The sequence below is a fragment of the Streptomyces camelliae genome (assembly GCF_027625935.1).
Taxonomy (GTDB): domain Bacteria; phylum Actinomycetota; class Actinomycetes; order Streptomycetales; family Streptomycetaceae; genus Streptomyces; species Streptomyces camelliae.
Map to the genome: position 1 here is coordinate 1,612,913 of NZ_CP115300.1, position 15,020 is coordinate 1,627,932.

The following is a 15,020-nucleotide window of genomic DNA, read 5'->3' on the forward strand; positions in this document are numbered from 1 at the left end:
ACGGTACGAGAGGAACGCGGCCGGGGCACGTGATTTTCGGGTACGCCGTCAGAACCCGTGGCCGGGGCCATGGGTTCTGACGGTGTCCGGGGCGGGCCGGCTCAGCCGAGCTTGGCCGACATGTCGTACTGGTTGTAGACGGCCGCCGCGTTGTCCTTGGTGATCCTGGTGGTGTCCAGCGTCTGGTGCTTGCTGACGGTCTGTCCGTGCACGATGGCCTCGGCGGTGTCCGCCGCCTGCTGGGCGCCGGTCGGGTAGATGAAGGTGGTGTACATCTGGCCGAGCTGTACAGCGCGGATGCCCCCGGTCGGGATGGCGAGGCCGTCGATGCCGACGAACTTGATGCCGTCGGCCTTGCCGGCGCCGCGGGCCGCGAGCACCGCGCCGAGGGCCATGTCGTCGTTCTCGCCGTAGACGAGGTCGATCTTCTGGTTCTGGTCGAGCCAACGCTGCATGATCGCGGTGGCGTTGGCCTTCAGCCACTTCGCCTCCTGGTGGTACACGATGGTGATGTGGTGTCCGGCGATGGCGTCTCTGAAGCCCTTGTCGCGGTCGATCTGCGGCTGGTCGGACAGGGTCCCCTGCAGCTCGGCCACGTTGCCGCCGTGCGGCAGGGCCTGCACCGCCGCCTCACCGGCGAGCTTGCCGATCTTGTAGTTGTCGCCGCCGATGAAGGACGTGTAGCAGTCGGTGTTCACGGTCCGGTCGAGGATGATGACCGGGATGTGCGCGGTGCAGGCCTGCTGCACCGCGGCGGTCAGCGGGGCCGGCTCGTTGGGCGAGACGATCAGGACGTCGACCTTCTGCTGGACGAAGTTCTGCACCTGGCTCACCTGCGTGGCGCTGTCCTGGTGCGCGTCGGTGATGGGCAGCAGCTTGAGGTCGGGGTACTTCTTGACGAAGTGCTGGAGCTGCGCGTTGAGCTGGGCGCGGTACGGCTCGGCGTTGTTGGACTGGGAGTAGCCGACCACGAACGTCTTCTTGCCGCTGCCCGAGCCGCCGGCGGCTGCGGTCTTCGGCGCGTGGGCGGCGCAGGAGGTGAGAGCGGCGACGGTGGCGACCGCGCCGGCGAGGGCCACAAAGGTACGACGGCTCGGTGACAGGGCAGGCACAGCGGACACAGCGGACTCCTTGCGTGGGTGAGGGTGAGGGTGAGGGGTGGTGCGGGGAGGGGACGGCGCTCAGGCGCGGGCGCGCAGGCGGCGCAGCGGTTCGGTGAGGGGCTTCAGGAAGCCCGGGCGCTGCAGCACGACGGCCACGACGACGATGAGGCCCTTGATGATCATCTGCATGTTGTCGCTGATCGCGTTGAGCCCGAGGATGTTGTCGAGCAGGGTGAGGATCAGCGCGCCGACGGCGGTGCCGGTGATGGTGCCCTTGCCGCCGGCCAGGCTGGTGCCGCCGATGACGGCCGCGGCGATGGCGTCCAGCTCGTAGGAGGTGCCGGCCAGCGGGTCGGCGGAGGCGCTGTAGGCGGCGTCGATGGGACCGGCGAAGCCGGCCAGCAGGCCGCAGAGCGTGAAGACGGCGATGATCACCAGGTTGACGTTGGCCCCGGAGAGCCGGGCGGCGGTGGGGTTGCCGCCCACGGCGTACACATGGCGTCCGAACCGGGTCCGGGAGAGCAGCAGTTGGGCCGCGACGCAGACCGCGACGAACGCGATCACCGGGTAGCCGATGCCCGCGACCAGGGTGTGCCCCGGGGTGCCCAGCGCGGCGAACGCGGCGGCCTTGGGCGTGAGGTGGCCGTGGGGGTCCACCAACTGCACGCCGACGGCCACGTTGTCGCTCATCTGCCGGTCGATGCCGCGCACCACCGAGAGCATGGCCAGGGTCATCACGAACGACTGGATGCGCAGCCAGGTGGTGCCGATCCCGTTGAGGAAGCCGAAGAACGCGCCCACCAGCGCGCACAGCGGGACGATCGCCCACGGCGACAGGCCGTGGTGGACCAGCAGCATCGCCGCTGTCATGGAACCGATGCCGAGCACCGACCCCACGGACAGGTCGATGCCCGCGGTGAGGATGACCAGGGTGACGCCGACGGCGAGGATGCCGCGCGAGGCGAAAGCGGTGACCGCGTTGGTGAGGTTGTCCTGGTTCCAGAAGATCTGGCCCTTGGTGACGATGCCGACGGCGACCACCAGCAGCAGGCCGATGTAGCTCTGCAGCGAGCCGAGTGACGGCAGGGCCCGGGACAGGCGCCCGCGCAGCGTCTGGAGGTGCGGGCCGGTCCCGGTGGCGGTGTCCCCGGCGGGTGGGAGTGTCTTGCTCATCTCTCTGCCTCGTTCTCGTCCGCCGGTGGTCCGGCCACAACGTTCTGCCGTGCCATCGCCGCGGTGAGGATGGCTTCCTGGGTCGCGGCCGGCCCGTGGGCCGGGTCGCGGTGGAACTCGCCGGTCAGCCGCCCCTCGCAGAGCACGATGATCCGGTCGCACATGCCGATCAGCTCCGGAAGCTCGGAGGAGACGGCGATGATCGCGGTGCCCTGGGCCGCGAGGGCGTCCATCAGGGCGTGGATCTCCGCCTTGGCGCCGACGTCGATGCCCCGCGTGGGCTCGTCGAGCAGCAGCACCGAGGGCTCGGTGAGCAGGCACTTGGCCAGCACCACCTTCTGCTGGTTGCCGCCGGAGAGGGTGCCGACGACGGCGTCCAGGCTGTGCGTCTTGGTGCGCAGTTCGGCGCCCTTGCCGGCCGCGGCGGCCTTCTCCCGGCGGGCGTCCACGGTGCGCCACGGCCTGAGGTAGCGGTCGAGGGCGGCCAGGGTGGTGTTGAACCGTACGGTGTTGCCGAGCACCAGGCTCTGCGTCTTGCGGTCCTCGGCGACCAGCGCGATGCCCCGGCGGATCGCCGTGCGGGGGGTGTGCGGGCTGTACGGGCGGTCGTTCAGCGTGATCTCGCCGCGCACGCGGTCGCCGGCGCCGAAGAGTGCCTCCAGCACCTCGCTGCGCCCGGCGCCCATCAGCCCGGCGACGCCGAGGATCTCCCCGGCCCGCACCTGAAGGTCCACCGAGTGCAGCGGCGTACGGGTGCCGGCCGGCGCGGGAGCCGTGGTCAGGCCCCGCACGCGCAGCCGTACCGGGCCGTCGGACCGCTGCTGCGGCGCCCTGGGGAAGAGCTCCCCCAGGGGCCGTCCCACCATCAGCCGCACCAGCTCGGCGCGGTCGGTGCCGGCGATCGGGCGGCGGCCCGCGAAGGTGCCGTCGCGCAGCACGGTCGCGGAGTCGGCGATCTCTTCCAGCTCCTCCAGCCGGTGGGAGATGTAGATCAGCCCGACGCCGCGGGCCGCCAGCCGGCGGATGACGGCGAACAGCCGCTCCACCTCGGCCTCGGCGAGCGCGGACGTCGGCTCGTCGAGCACCAGGATCCGCAGGGTGCCGTTCAGCGCCTTGGCCACCTCGACGAGTTGCTGCTCGGCGATGCGGCAGTCGCGGACCAGCCGCTGCGGGGGCAGGTCGAGGCCGAGGTCGGCCAGCAGTCCGGCGGTGCGGGTGTGCATCGCCGCGCGGTCCAGTGTGCCGCGTGCGGTGCGCAGTTCGCGGCCGAGGAAGACGTTGTCGGACACGGACAGTTCGGGCACCAGGTTGAGCTCCTGGTGGATCATCGCGATGCCGTGCTGCTGGGCATGCTTCGGCGAGTGGATCCGCACCGGCTCGCCGTCGATCTCGATGACGCCCTCGTAGTCGGCGTGCACCCCGGCGAGGATGTTCATCAGCGTCGACTTGCCGGCGCCGTTCTCGCCGAGCAGTGCCACCACCTCGCCGGGGTGGACGGTCAGTTCGACGTCGCTGAGCGCCCGGACGCCCGGGAACTCCTTGCTGATGCCCCGCATTCGCAGCAGGGCGGGCGGCGCGCCGCTCATGCCGCGCCGTCCGCGTTCATCCGCACCATTGCGGACCTCCCATGTTGCACAAGTTGACCCGGTGACCTTTCGGTGATGCAGGAAGACCGAGATTGGAAAACGATTTCAGAAGATCGCACACCAGTCCCCTCCGCTGAGAGCGTGACGATTCAGGGAAGGCAGGCGCCCGGCGACAGTGAGCCCCGGCGGATCCTTGAAATCCTTTTCAGGGGGAACGTAGGGTTTGGCCTCCGAGGGTGTCAAGAGTCCCGTAGGGGTCGGGCAAGAGGTCGGAGGACCCATGACGACGATCAACGACGTGGCCCATGCGGCCGGGGTCTCCCCCGCCACGGTTTCCCGGGTCCTGAACGGCGGCCGCGTCACGGCCGAGCGCGCCGAACGGGTCCGTCGCGCGGCCGCCGAGCTGGGCTTCGCCCCCAACCGGGTCGCCCGTTCGCTGCGGATGCGGCGCAGCAGCCTCGTCGGACTGATCATCCCGGACATCGGGAACCCGTTCTTCACGGCGCTGGCCCGCGGCGTCGAGGACGCCGCCCAGCGGACCAGCTTCTCGGTGGTGCTGTGCAACACCGACGGGAACCTCGACAAGGAACGGCGCTATCTGGACATCGCGATCGCCGAACGGATGGCGGGCGTCATCGTGGCCGCCGCGTCCCGCAGCCGCACCGACGTGTCCGCCCTGCAGAGCCGCGGCATACCGGTGGTCGCCGTGGACCGCCGCCCCCGCGGGGCATCGGTGGACGCCGTTCTGGTGGACGACGAGGAAGGCGGCGCGGCGGCGACGGCACACCTGCTGGCCCGCGGCTACCGGCGGGTCGCCTGCATCACCGGCCCGCAGGGCACCTCCACCGCCGAGGAACGGCTCGCCGGTTATCGCAGGGCGCTCCAGGAGTTCCTGGACGACGGCCCCGGCGCTCCGGCCGGGGAAGCGGACCTGCTGCGCGACTACATCCGGCACGCCGACTTCAAGGTCGAGGGCGGGCACGCGGCCATGGCCGATCTGCTCGCGCTGCCGCGGCGCCCGGACGCGGTCTTCGCGGCCAACAACCTGATGGCCGTCGGGGTGCTGCAGGCGGTGCGCGAAGCCGGCCTGGAACCACCGGAGATCGGTGTCCTGTCGTTCGGCGAGGTGCCCTGGGCGGCGCTGGTGCAGCCCGGCCTGACCACGGTCCAGGTGCCCTCGTACGACCTGGGACGGACCGCGGCGGGCCTGCTGCTGGACCGGATCGCGGGGACGGAACAGCCCTTGCGTACCGTAGTGCTGCGCAGTTCCCTGCAGATCGGGAGGACCACCGCGGGGCCGCGCTCCGGCATGGCGCGCCGTATGTCCGGAAAGCAGCAGACCCCTGCGGAAGACCCCCGCTGAACAGGGGTCTCGGACCGCGGCCGGGGAAACCGCGCCCTTACTCGCCGAGCACCAGCCGCTCCAGTGCCACCCGGGCTCGCGCGTCGGACCGTGCGCGGGCCGCGACGGCGGTCGCGAGCTCCCGCACCCACGTGTCGAGTTCCACCGGGCGCCGGGAGAGCACCACGCCGCGGACCTCCTTGCACACCTCGCCCTGGGGATGCCCGCCGGCCAGGTCGAGCACGAGACGCTGCTCGCCGAGGAGGACCTCGACCCGCCGGACGCGGCCCTCGCGCCCCGCGAGCCGGTCGGCCATGCCCCGTTTGCGCTCCACGGCGACGGAACCCGGCGGCAGCGCCTCGGCGAGGGTCCCGGAGAGCACCCGGGCGTAGACGTCCAGGTCGGCGGCGTCCCGGCGCAGCGCGGCTGTCAGCAGGTCGAGGGAGTCCGGTTCCCCGCCGTGCTCGAACGGGACGGGGTCGGGTGCCGAGGTCATCGCGGGGCCTCTCGTGGGGTGCGGTCGGTCCGGGTGTGCTGGGCGGGGTGCTCAGCCGTCCAGGCTGAGCACCATCGTCGGGCGCTCGATGACATGGTCCTCGCGCAGCGGCCGTACGGCCGTGCCGATCGCGAAGAACTCGGTCGTGTGGCCGCCCCAGCGATGGTTGTGCGCGTTGAGCTGCACGCCGACGACGCCCTCGGCCCGCAGCTCCTCCGCCTCGTGCTGCATCCGTGCCATCGCCAGCTCCCGCGCGTCGTACAGCGCCTGGGTGAACTGCTCGATCTCCACGTTCTTGCCGATGTTGGAGAACATCTGCCCCATCTTCTGGTGCGCGATGTGGTAGACGCAGGTGCCCATCACCATGCCCAGCGGGGCGTAGCCGGCCCGGATGAGCGTCCAGAAGTCCTGGCCGCTGAGGTCCGAGGTGAACGGCTGGCCCTTGATGTTGCGCCAGCTGCCGCCGCCCGCGCCCGGCGCCGGCTGGTCGGCCTTGACGGCGGTCCCGACGGCGATGAACTCCGCGATGTCGCTGCCGAATTCACGGGCCTCGACGCTGAGCCGCACACCGACGATGCCGTCCGCGCCCAGCTGGGCCGCCTCTGCCTCCATCCGGGTCATCGCCAGCTCACGGGCGTGGTACATGGCCTGGCTGAGCGTCGTCAGCTCCTGATTCTTGCCCCAGCGGCCCAGCTGGATGCCCACGTGGTAGATCGAGCTGCCGAGGACGAGGCCGATGGGCCGGAATCCCGCCTCGCGCACCAGCAGGAACTCGTTGACCGACAGGTCGCTGGTGAAGATCGAACCCGGCTTGCCCGGCTGCAGTTCGGCCAGGCGCCGCATCGCGTCGGCCGGCACGCCCTGGGCCGACACGCCGTCAGGAGTGCTGCCGTCGGCGGGGTTGAAGACGGTCATGAACGAAGTTCCCCTCATCGCAGGTCGGTGGCGGTACGGCGCATGGCCCGCCGGCGTCGTTCCGGGTCGAGCGGCATCACGGTGAGGGTGCGGGGCGGCACCTCGCGGGCCCTGAAGCGGGCGACGGTGGTGCCCACCAGCGTCGCCTCGGCCACATGGTCCTCCTGTTCGCTGTTGCCGCCGCGGCGCAGGCAGGGTTCGCCCCAGACGCGCAGGCCGCCCGCGGAGAGGATCACGCCGTCGCCGCCCCACCGCCCGCTCTGCGCCCGCAGATGCGCACGGGCGTCGGAGCGCACCGCCTGGACGAGCTCGCTCCAGCCGCTGACCTCGGTGTTGTTCCACGAGCGCGTCTGGGCGCGGGTGGTGTAGTCGTCGTGGCGTACGCCGACGGACATGCCGTAGAGCAGCTCGACGGGAACCCATCCGGCGGTCACGAGCTTGGCGAACCCCTGGCCGTCGAGGTGGCAGGTGAACGGCCGCGGCGGCCGTACCGTTCCGGCCGCGCGCACCGCGGTCCCGATCACCTTGAACTCCAGGCAGTTGGGCTGTGCCGGGAAGGGGGCCACCGTCAGCTGTGCCGCGACGACGCCGTCGCCGCCGAGGGCCGAGCACTCCGCGGTCATCCGGTCCAGGGCCGAGCGGCGTGCCCGGTCGAGCACCTCGACGAGCCCGGCGGACGGGGCGCCGCCTCCGGAGAGGGCGACGCGCGCGTAGCCGCCCCCGCCGGCGTACCACCCGCTCTGGTAGAGGCAGTCGTGATAGCCCCAGTACCGGCCGCTGCGGCCGACGTGGTAGACGGCCGAGCCCATGACCTGGCCGACCGGCTCGAACCCCACGGCACGCAGCGCGGCGAACTCACCGGTGGACAGCGCCGAGGACCAGGTTCCGCTGCCGCGCAGCTCCGCGATCCGCGCGGCCGCCGCCGGGGGCAGGCCGGCCCCCGTCCATTCCCCGCTCATGGACACCAACTCCCGCTTCGTGCCCTGACCGAGGGCACAGCGGCTTGAGTGTATGCCCACCCGCCCGGGACGCGGAGCCGGGCCGCCGATCCGCGCCGGACCGTGTGCCGGTCACATCACGCCGGGGCACTGGGCGTTGAGCTCGATCGTTCTCCAGTGCCTGGTCAGGGAACGCAGCGCCTGTGCGGACCGGTCGAGCGGGCCGCGCTCATTTTGGCCGCCGCGGCGCAGAAGGCGCGCAGCGTGCGCATCCATGGGTTCAAGCCATCGCACGGACGAGCAGAGCAAGGGCCGGGAAAGAACGCTTTGCAGCTCTTTCCCCCATAGCCGTCCATCACCCCATCAATCGCCATCTCCTCCGGTCCGGCATGGTTGACCGACCCGCCGGAGAACCCGCCCCGCGACCTGTCTCCGAAATGCCGAACAGCGCATATCGACGAGAAACGGGGATACGCCGGACGGGATCAAGATCGTCATTGGCCGGATCCGACCCATCATCCTGCGTCAGCTCCCCTCCCTCACCACGGGAAACCTCAGATCTTCCGCAAACCTTGATCCACGTGGTTGCCGGTCCCCCATCCGTTTGCCAGGGTTTCGCGCACCCCCCACCTCCCCGTCGGCGCCCCCCCGAGGGGCGAATCGGAGGTTCCGTGACCGCCCGCCGTACCCTGCTGACCGCCGCATCAACTGCGTTCCTCACTCTCCCCCTGCTCCCCCGCACCGCCGCCGCTTCGTCCTCCACGGCTCGGCGGGAGACGTCGCCCGGGCTTCGGCCGCCCGCCAAACAGGCCGTCGCCGTCGGTAGCGGAGGCGCCGTCTCCAGCGTCAACCCGTATGCCACACAGGCCGGTATCGACGTGCTGCGCCACGGCGGCAACGCCGTCGACGCCGCTGTCGCCACCGCCGCCGCACTCGGTGTCGTCGAGCCCTACTCGGCAGGCGTCGGAGGCGGCGGCTACTTCGTCTACTACGACGCCCGTACCAGGACCGTGCACACCATCGACGGCCGGGAGACCGGACCGGCGCGCATGCGGTCCGACTCCTTCACCGACCCCTCCACCGGCAAGGCGATCCCGTTCGACGAAGCCGTCAACTCCGGCCTTTCCGTGGGCGTTCCCGGCACCCCGGCGACCTGGCAGCGGGCCCTGGACACCTGGGGCACCCTCTCGCTGGCCCAGGCCCTGCGGCCCGCGACGCGGATCGCGGACGACGGGTTCGTGGTCAACGACCAGTTCCGCGCCCAGACCGAGATGAACGAGGCACGCTTCCGCGACTTCACCCCGACCGCTCAGCTGTTCCTGCCGGGCGGTCAACTGCCCGTCGTCGGAACCCGCTTCCGCAATCCCGACCTGGCCCGCACCTACCGGGAACTCGCCCACGACGGCGTGGACGCCCTGTACCACGGCGACATCGGGCACGACGTGGTGCGCACCGTCCAGAACCCGCCGGTGGCCCAGGGCTCCACGCGCACCGTGCGTCCAGGGCTCATGGAGCGTGCGGACCTCGCCGGCTACCGAGCAATCCTGCGGGCGCCGACCCGCACGACGTACCACGGTCTGGACGTGTACTCCATGGCACCGTCCTCCTCCGGCGGCACCACGGTCGGCGAGGCGCTGAACATCCTGGAGAACTTCCACCTGTCGCCCTCCGACACGGCGCAGGCGCTGCACGACTATCTGGAGGCCAGCCGGATCGCGTTCGCCGACCGCAACCGCTGGGTGGGCGACCCGGCGTTCTCCGACGTACCGACCAGGGAGCTGCTGGCCAAGGAGTTCGCCAAGGACCGCGCCTGTCTGATCCCGCCCACCACGTCGCTGACCAGCCCCGTCGCCCCGGGCGATCCGCTGGCCCCCGCGGGGTGCACCGCCCCGGGCACCGGCAGCCAGGAGCCGTACGAGGGTCCGTCGACCACCCACCTGGTGGCCTGCGACCGCTGGGGCAACGTCGTCTCCTACACGCTGACCATCGAGCAGACCGGAGGCTCGGCCATCACCGTTCCGGGCCGCGGGTTCCTGCTCAACAACGAGCTCACGGACTTCGACTTCACGCCCCTGCAGGCCGGCGTGCCCGACCCGAACCTGCCGGGTCCGGGCAAGCGGCCGCGCAGCAGCATGTCGCCGACGATCGTGCTGCGCGACGGCAGGCCCCTGATCGCCGTGGGCTCCCCGGGCGGTGCCACCATCATCACCACCGTCCTGCAGACCCTGGTCAACCGCCTCGACCTCGGCATGACCCTGCCCGAAGCGGTCGCGGCACCGCGCATCTCGCAGCGCAACCGCACCACGACCGAAGCCGAACCGGCCTTCCTCGACTCACCCGAACGCCCCGCGCTCGAAGCCCTCGGTGAGCACTTCGTCCTGGCCCCGCCGGCCTTCACCCCGTCACCCGAGATCGGCGCGGTCGCCGCGCTGGAGTTCGGCCCCCGCGGGACGGTCACCGCGGTGGCCGAGCCCGTACGGCGTGGCGGCGGCTCGGCGATGGTCGTCCATCAGACCTCCTGAAGCCGGATGCCGAGGACGGGAGCGCCGGCCGGTCCAGGAGGGCCGACGCTCCCGCCGCGGAGGAGCTCACCCCTGTGGCGTCCCACCGTCGGCACGTCCTCCTTCGGCTGCTCGGGCCTGACCTCCTGGGCCCACGCGTCTCCACACCCGCGGTCAGTGATGCGACGGCGCCTGCGCGGGCTCCTCGTCCCGCGCGTCGGCCGGAGCGGTGCGCTGCGCCACGATCCGTCCGGGCCGGCCGGAGCCGCGGACGGCGAGGACACTCAGCGGCACCAGGGTGGACGGTGCCCACCAGGGGCGGGCCGGTCAGGCCGAGGGAGGAGTCCAGGGCCGTACCCGCCAGCGCCGATCCGGCGGCGATGCCGTGTCCGGCGCGGGGGCGGACGCAGGGTGGCCATGGCCATCGCCGGCGAGCCGATGATCATGCCGAGCGCGAAGGCCGTGATCAGCAGGCCGGCCCGGGAGACGCTGACGCCGAGGTCGCCGGCGAGCTCCGGCAGCAGGCCGGCGACTACGAACTCGGTGGTCCCCATCAGGAATGTGCCGGCGGCGAGCACCCAGACGACGAAGGGGAGCCTGCCGGGGCGGGTCCCGGTCGTGGAAGGCGTACGTGTGGTCTCTCCTCGGGGGGACGGGGGCGGGCGCGTGCTCGGTGCGGGCGGGCCTCGTCCTCGTCCGCTGGGACACGGCGTACCGGGCGACGAGGAGTGTGCGGGCGGGCCCTCCCGCCGAGCGGCAGCGCCGCGGGCGTGGGCACGGCAGACGACGGCTGTCCGGGGCCGGGCCGTGGATGTCCGGCCCCGGTGACGGGCGGCTGCTCGGGTCAGGGCTTCAGCAGTGCCTTGATGGCGCGGCGCTCGTCCATCGCCCGGTAGCCCTCGGCGACCTGCTCCAGGGGCAGGGTGAGGTCGAAGACCTTGCCCGGGTCGATCCGGCCCGACAGGACCCGGTCGATCAGGTCGGGCAGGTAACGGCGCACGGGGGCGGGGCCGCCGCGCAGGCCGACGTGGGAGAAGAACAGCTCCTGGCCGTCGATCGCGACTTCGTGCGGGACGCCGACGAAGCCGACGTTGCCGCCGGGGCGGGCCGCGTGCAGGGCCTGCCGCATCGCCTCGGACGTGCCGACGCACTCCAGGACGGAGTCGGCGCCGATGCCCTTCGTCAGCTCCTTCACGCGGGCGACGCCTTCCTCCCCGCGCTCGGTGACGATGTCCGTCGCCCCGAACTCCCGGGCCAGCTTCTGCCGGGGCTCGTGGCGGCTCATCGCGATGATCCGCTCTGCACCCAGCTCCTTGGCGGCGATCACACCGCACAGGCCGACCGCTCCGTCACCGACGACCACGGCGGTGGAGCCGGGCCTGACCTCGGCGGCGAGGGCCGCGTACCAGCCGGTGCCCATGACGTCGGAGACGGCGAGCAGGCCGGGCACGAACGCGCCGTCCGGGTGGTCGTCCGTGGCGACCAGGGTGCCCTGGGCGTTCGGGATGCGGACGTAGTCGGCCTGGCAGGTGCTCATGAACTCCCGGTGCAGACAGGAGGACTGCCATCCGTTCAGGCAGTTCGGGCAGGTGTTGTCCGACGTGGCGAAGGAGCCGACGACGAACTGGCCCGGCTTGACCGAGGTGACCTCGCCGCCGACCTCCTCCACGATGCCGACGTACTCGTGGCCCATGGGGTGAGGTTCGTCGACCGGTTCCAGGCCGCGGTACGCCCACAGGTCCGAGCCGCACACGCAGGTGGCGACCGTGCGGATGATCGCGTCGGTCGGGCGGATGATCCGGGGGTCGTCGCGCTCCTCGAAGCGCACGTCGCCGGGGGCGTGGATTACTGCGCCGCGCATGGTGGTGCTTCCTTCGGTGGGAGAGGATCTCCTTCAGGTCGAGCGTCACACGGGGCGGCCGGCGCGAAAAGCGGAGAAACGCATCCGGGGAGGGCGGCATCCTGGGAGTGTTTTCTCCCTCCTTGCCTCGGTGAGATCGGTGCGATGCTGGGAAGCATGACCAGCAGCGTCCCCCTCAATGAGCTGGGAGAATTTCTCAAAAGGCGGCGCGCGGAGCTGAGCCCGCGCACGGTCGGCCTGCCGGAGACGACGGCACCCCGCCGGGTGGCCGGGCTGCGCCGCGAGGAGGTCGCCCAGCTCGCCTCGATCAGCACCGACTACTACACACGCCTGGAGCAGGGCCGTATGCAGGCATCGGCTCCGGTGCTGGACACCCTCGCCCGCGTACTCCATCTGGATGACGACCAGCGGGCGTACCTCTTCCAGCTCGCCGGCAAGACCGCGAACCGCGCCCGGCACCGCGGCAGGCAGAAGGTGCAGCCCCAGCTCCAGCGCGTGCTGGACGACCTCACCGCCACCCCGGCCATCGTGCAGGGACGCCGCGGCGACATCCTGGCGTGGAACGCGCCGGCCGCCGCGCTGGTCACCGATTTCGGCCGCCTTCCGGAAAAGCACCGCAACTGTCCGCGCATCCAGTTCACGGATCCGGCGATGCGGACCCTCTACGCCGACTGGGAGACCTCCGCGCAGATCTCCGTGGCCCAGCTGCGGATGGAGGCGGCGAAGTACCCCGAGGACCCGCGCCTGATCGAGCTGGTCGGTGAACTGTCCATGCATGACAGGCAGTTCGCCCGGTGGTGGGGCGAACACCGGGTCGCCGCCCGCACGGTGGGCACCAAGACGCTCCATCACCCGGTCGTCGGCGAACTCGTCCTGGACTGGGACACCCTCACCGCGAGCACCGACCCGGACCAGCACCTGACCGTCTGGACCGCCGCCCCCGGTTCCCCCACGCACGAGCGGCTGCGCATCCTCGCTTCCTGGGCGGCCGACCAGGACCTCTCGGCCTCCCCGTCCGTCGCTTGAGAGCTCAGCCGGCGCAGGGAGGCGTCAAAAAGCCGTCAGAAACGCATACTTGATCGCGCGGGAACGTCTCGCCATGGTTCTGACGGGGGAGCTTGCAAGGTGAGTGGTGGAGGCAAGGCGCTGGGCAAGGTGGAGGTCAGACTCAAGTGGGACCCGAGCCCGCTCGGGGAGACGCCCCGGCACCTCGACATCATCGCCGCGACCTACTCGGCGGACGATCCCTACGGGCGGCCGGTGTATGTCGTGCACTACGAGAGCCGGTCACCGGACGGCACCATCACCATGACCCGGCACAGCGAGACCGGCATGGGCTTCGGGTTCGTCGAGGTGATGGTCCTGGAATTCGACCGGCTGGCGCCCGTGTACGGGCGTGTGGTGGTCGGCGTGGCCATCCACCAGGACGGTGGGCCCCGGACGTTCGGGGACATGTCCAACGCCGGGGTCGTCGTCGTCCAGAGGTACGAGCAGTTGCTGGCGGACGACTTCGCCCAGGTCGCCGACGCCACGGCCACGACGGTCGCCGAGTTCACCCGGGCCCCCTCCGGAGCGTGGGAGATGCGCGAGATGATCCGGGGCTTCGACAGTGACCCGGTGCTCTTCTGCGCGGAGATGGGCAGCCCGCAGCACTGACCGTTTCCCCGGGGCTCCTTCCCGCCCGGCGGACTGCCCGCCGGCTCTTCCGGAGGAAGCCCTCGGCCGCGCGGGCGACCCCGCGGTGATGGTCACCGGCACGGACGTCGGTGACCGCGCCGCCGCGAAGATCCTGCTCGCCCAGGTCGCCGCCGCGCACCACCGGCTCGCCCCGGTCCGGGCCGGCGGCGGCCGTACCGGGACGGCGGCCGTCCTCGGCTGCGGCTGTCCGCCGGGTCCGCCGAGGTGTGCCGTTGGGGAGAATGGGGGCGGTTCAGGAACGGCGAGGCGGGAGACGGGTATGGCAGGCGACGGCGGGCCGGTGACACTGCGCGGGATCGCGGAACGGCTCGGGCTGCACGTCTCGACGGTCTCCCGGGTCCTCAACGGCCCGTCCGGGGAGCAGGGACGCGCGGCGTCCGGCGAGACGGCGCGCCGGATCCGCGAGCTGGCCGACGAACTCGGCTACCGCCCCAACCCGCACGCCACCAGCCTGCGCACCCGGCGCAGCAACCTGGTCGGGGTGCTCTTCCCCCGGCTGTCGGAGATCGTGGTGGCCACCATCTACGAGGGTGTGGAGGAGGAGGCCACCCGGCGAGGGCTCTCCACCTTCGTCACCAACACCCACGACGACCCCGCCACCCAGCGCGAGCGGATCGGCATGGTCCTGGGCCGCCGGGTGGACGGCCTCATCATCGGCGACGCGCACCTGGACGGGGCAGCGCTGGCCGGCCCGGCCCTGGACGGCACGCCCTTCGTGCTCGTCAACCGCCGCACCGACACCGGCCACCCGGCGGTGACCTGCGACGACCACCTGGGCGGGCGGCTCGTGGCCGAGCACTTCCTGGCCCTGGGCCACCGCCGGGTGGCCGTCGTCGCCGGTGAACCCTTCGCCAGCACCGGCACCGACCGCACGACCGGCTTCACCGACCGCTACCGCGAGGCCGGCCTGCCCCTGCCCGCCCGCTGGGTACGCCACTGCCGCTTCGACACGGCCGGCGGGCACCGGGCCGCCGCCGAGTTGCTGAGCGGCTCCGACCGGCCGACCGCGATCTTCGCCGTCAACGACCTCGCCGCGATCGGCACCATCGGCGCCGCCCGCGACCTGGGTCTGCGGCTGGGGGAAGACCTCGCGCTGGCCGGGTTCAACGACACCCCCCTCGCCGCCGAACTGCCCGTCCCGCTCACCAGCGTCCACTCCCCCATGGCCGAGCAGGGCAGACGCGCCGTACGGCTGCTGCTCCGCCGTATCGCGGGCGAGCCCGTCCGCTCGGAGGTGATCAGGCCCGAGCTCGTGGTGCGGGCGTCCACGGGTGCGCCGATCGGGCCGGCTCTGCGGTGAGCGGGACGCCGTAAACCGCCCCGGTCACCCGTCAGTTCTGTTCCGGCGGAGCCCAGGAGGCGGTGTTGCCCAAACGATTGGCGCAAACGTTTGGGTAGGGCATACTG

Annotated in this window: 13 protein-coding genes; 5 read left to right on the plus strand and 8 right to left on the minus strand. The window is 71.8% G+C overall.

Annotation, left to right across the window (positions count from 1 at the left end):
- Nucleotides 1-101: 101 nt before the first annotated feature.
- The 3 genes from O1G22_RS07570 to O1G22_RS07580 are packed head-to-tail and all read right to left on the minus strand — an operon-like array spanning nucleotide 102 to nucleotide 3,862.
- Entirely contained in the window at nucleotides 102-1,121 is a 1,020-nt protein-coding gene (locus O1G22_RS07570) for a substrate-binding domain-containing protein (RefSeq protein ID WP_270080602.1), read from the minus strand.
- A 60-nt stretch (nucleotides 1,122-1,181) separates the two neighbouring features.
- On the minus strand, nucleotides 1,182-2,276 hold the full coding sequence (locus tag O1G22_RS07575) for an ABC transporter permease (RefSeq protein ID WP_270080603.1): 1,095 nt from the start codon (nucleotides 2,274-2,276) through the stop codon (nucleotides 1,182-1,184).
- Entirely contained in the window at nucleotides 2,273-3,862 is a 1,590-nt protein-coding gene (locus O1G22_RS07580) for a sugar ABC transporter ATP-binding protein (protein ID WP_270080604.1), read from the minus strand. Before O1G22_RS07580 ends, O1G22_RS07575 begins: the two co-directional genes overlap by 4 nt.
- 280 nt (nucleotides 3,863-4,142) lie before the next feature.
- On the opposite strand from O1G22_RS07580, the gene O1G22_RS07585 reads away from it, so the two are divergent.
- Nucleotides 4,143-5,225 carry a LacI family DNA-binding transcriptional regulator gene (locus O1G22_RS07585; RefSeq protein ID WP_270080605.1) on the plus strand — a complete coding sequence of 361 codons (1,083 nt, stop codon included), beginning with the start codon at nucleotides 4,143-4,145 and terminating at the stop codon, nucleotides 5,223-5,225.
- 37 nt (nucleotides 5,226-5,262) lie between these two features.
- Here O1G22_RS07585 and O1G22_RS07590 read toward each other — a convergent pair whose 3' ends face one another.
- From O1G22_RS07590 to O1G22_RS07600, 3 genes are read right to left on the minus strand one after another with little or no spacing between them, the layout of a single operon-like run.
- Nucleotides 5,263-5,700, minus strand: a complete 438-nt coding sequence (locus O1G22_RS07590) for a hypothetical protein (protein ID WP_270080606.1) — start codon at nucleotides 5,698-5,700, stop codon at nucleotides 5,263-5,265.
- A 51-nt stretch (nucleotides 5,701-5,751) separates the two neighbouring features.
- The gene (locus tag O1G22_RS07595; protein WP_270080607.1) at nucleotides 5,752-6,615 is read right to left on the minus strand and encodes a heavy metal-binding domain-containing protein; all 864 of its coding nucleotides are present in this window, start codon (nucleotides 6,613-6,615) and stop codon (nucleotides 5,752-5,754) included.
- Between the two features lie 14 nt (nucleotides 6,616-6,629).
- Nucleotides 6,630-7,574, minus strand: a complete 945-nt coding sequence (locus O1G22_RS07600; RefSeq protein WP_270080608.1) for a heavy metal-binding domain-containing protein — start codon at nucleotides 7,572-7,574, stop codon at nucleotides 6,630-6,632.
- A 650-nt stretch (nucleotides 7,575-8,224) separates the two neighbouring features.
- Here O1G22_RS07600 and ggt point away from each other — a divergent pair.
- A complete protein-coding gene (ggt, locus tag O1G22_RS07605; RefSeq protein ID WP_270080609.1) occupies nucleotides 8,225-10,075 on the plus strand; it encodes a gamma-glutamyltransferase in 1,851 nt (616 codons plus the stop codon).
- Nucleotides 10,076-10,338: 263 nt separating this feature from the next.
- Here ggt and O1G22_RS07610 read toward each other — a convergent pair whose 3' ends face one another.
- Together O1G22_RS07610 and O1G22_RS07615 are read right to left on the minus strand one after the other, a co-directional pair.
- Nucleotides 10,339-10,608 carry a hypothetical protein gene (locus O1G22_RS07610; protein WP_270080610.1) on the minus strand — a complete coding sequence of 90 codons (270 nt, stop codon included), beginning with the start codon at nucleotides 10,606-10,608 and terminating at the stop codon, nucleotides 10,339-10,341.
- Nucleotides 10,609-10,898: 290 nt separating this feature from the next.
- Complete coding sequence (locus O1G22_RS07615) at nucleotides 10,899-11,915, minus strand: zinc-dependent alcohol dehydrogenase family protein (protein WP_270080611.1); 1,017 nt, start codon at nucleotides 11,913-11,915, stop codon at nucleotides 10,899-10,901.
- A 144-nt stretch (nucleotides 11,916-12,059) separates the two neighbouring features.
- Between O1G22_RS07615 and O1G22_RS07620 the strand changes: the two genes are divergently transcribed.
- From O1G22_RS07620 to O1G22_RS07630, 3 genes are all read left to right on the plus strand, one after another.
- Nucleotides 12,060-12,941 (plus strand): helix-turn-helix domain-containing protein, encoded by an 882-nt coding sequence (locus O1G22_RS07620; RefSeq protein ID WP_270080612.1) that lies wholly within the window; start codon nucleotides 12,060-12,062, stop codon nucleotides 12,939-12,941.
- A 45-nt stretch (nucleotides 12,942-12,986) separates the two neighbouring features.
- Nucleotides 12,987-13,571 (plus strand): TerD family protein, encoded by a 585-nt coding sequence (locus O1G22_RS07625; protein ID WP_270086361.1) that lies wholly within the window; start codon nucleotides 12,987-12,989, stop codon nucleotides 13,569-13,571.
- 88 nt (nucleotides 13,572-13,659) lie between these two features.
- A complete protein-coding gene (locus O1G22_RS07630) occupies nucleotides 13,660-14,913 on the plus strand; it encodes a LacI family DNA-binding transcriptional regulator (RefSeq protein WP_270080613.1) in 1,254 nt (417 codons plus the stop codon).
- The last annotated feature ends 107 nt before the right edge of the window (nucleotides 14,914-15,020 follow it).

Coding starts and splice junctions, on each gene's coding strand:
- O1G22_RS07575 (WP_270080603.1), bottom strand. CDS start 2,276: ATGAGCAAGACACTCCCACCCGCCGGGGACACCGCCACCGGGACCGGC.
- O1G22_RS07580 (WP_270080604.1), bottom strand. CDS start 3,862: ATGAGCGGCGCGCCGCCCGCCCTGCTGCGAATGCGGGGCATCAGCAAG.
- O1G22_RS07585 (WP_270080605.1), top strand. CDS start 4,143: ATGACGACGATCAACGACGTGGCCCATGCGGCCGGGGTCTCCCCCGCC.
- O1G22_RS07590 (WP_270080606.1), bottom strand. CDS start 5,700: ATGACCTCGGCACCCGACCCCGTCCCGTTCGAGCACGGCGGGGAACCG.
- O1G22_RS07595 (WP_270080607.1), bottom strand. CDS start 6,615: ATGACCGTCTTCAACCCCGCCGACGGCAGCACTCCTGACGGCGTGTCG.
- O1G22_RS07600 (WP_270080608.1), bottom strand. CDS start 7,574: ATGAGCGGGGAATGGACGGGGGCCGGCCTGCCCCCGGCGGCGGCCGCG.
- O1G22_RS07610 (WP_270080610.1), bottom strand. CDS start 10,608: ATGGGGACCACCGAGTTCGTAGTCGCCGGCCTGCTGCCGGAGCTCGCC.
- O1G22_RS07615 (WP_270080611.1), bottom strand. CDS start 11,915: ATGCGCGGCGCAGTAATCCACGCCCCCGGCGACGTGCGCTTCGAGGAG.
- O1G22_RS07620 (WP_270080612.1), top strand. CDS start 12,060: ATGCTGGGAAGCATGACCAGCAGCGTCCCCCTCAATGAGCTGGGAGAA.
- O1G22_RS07630 (WP_270080613.1), top strand. CDS start 13,660: ATGGTCACCGGCACGGACGTCGGTGACCGCGCCGCCGCGAAGATCCTG.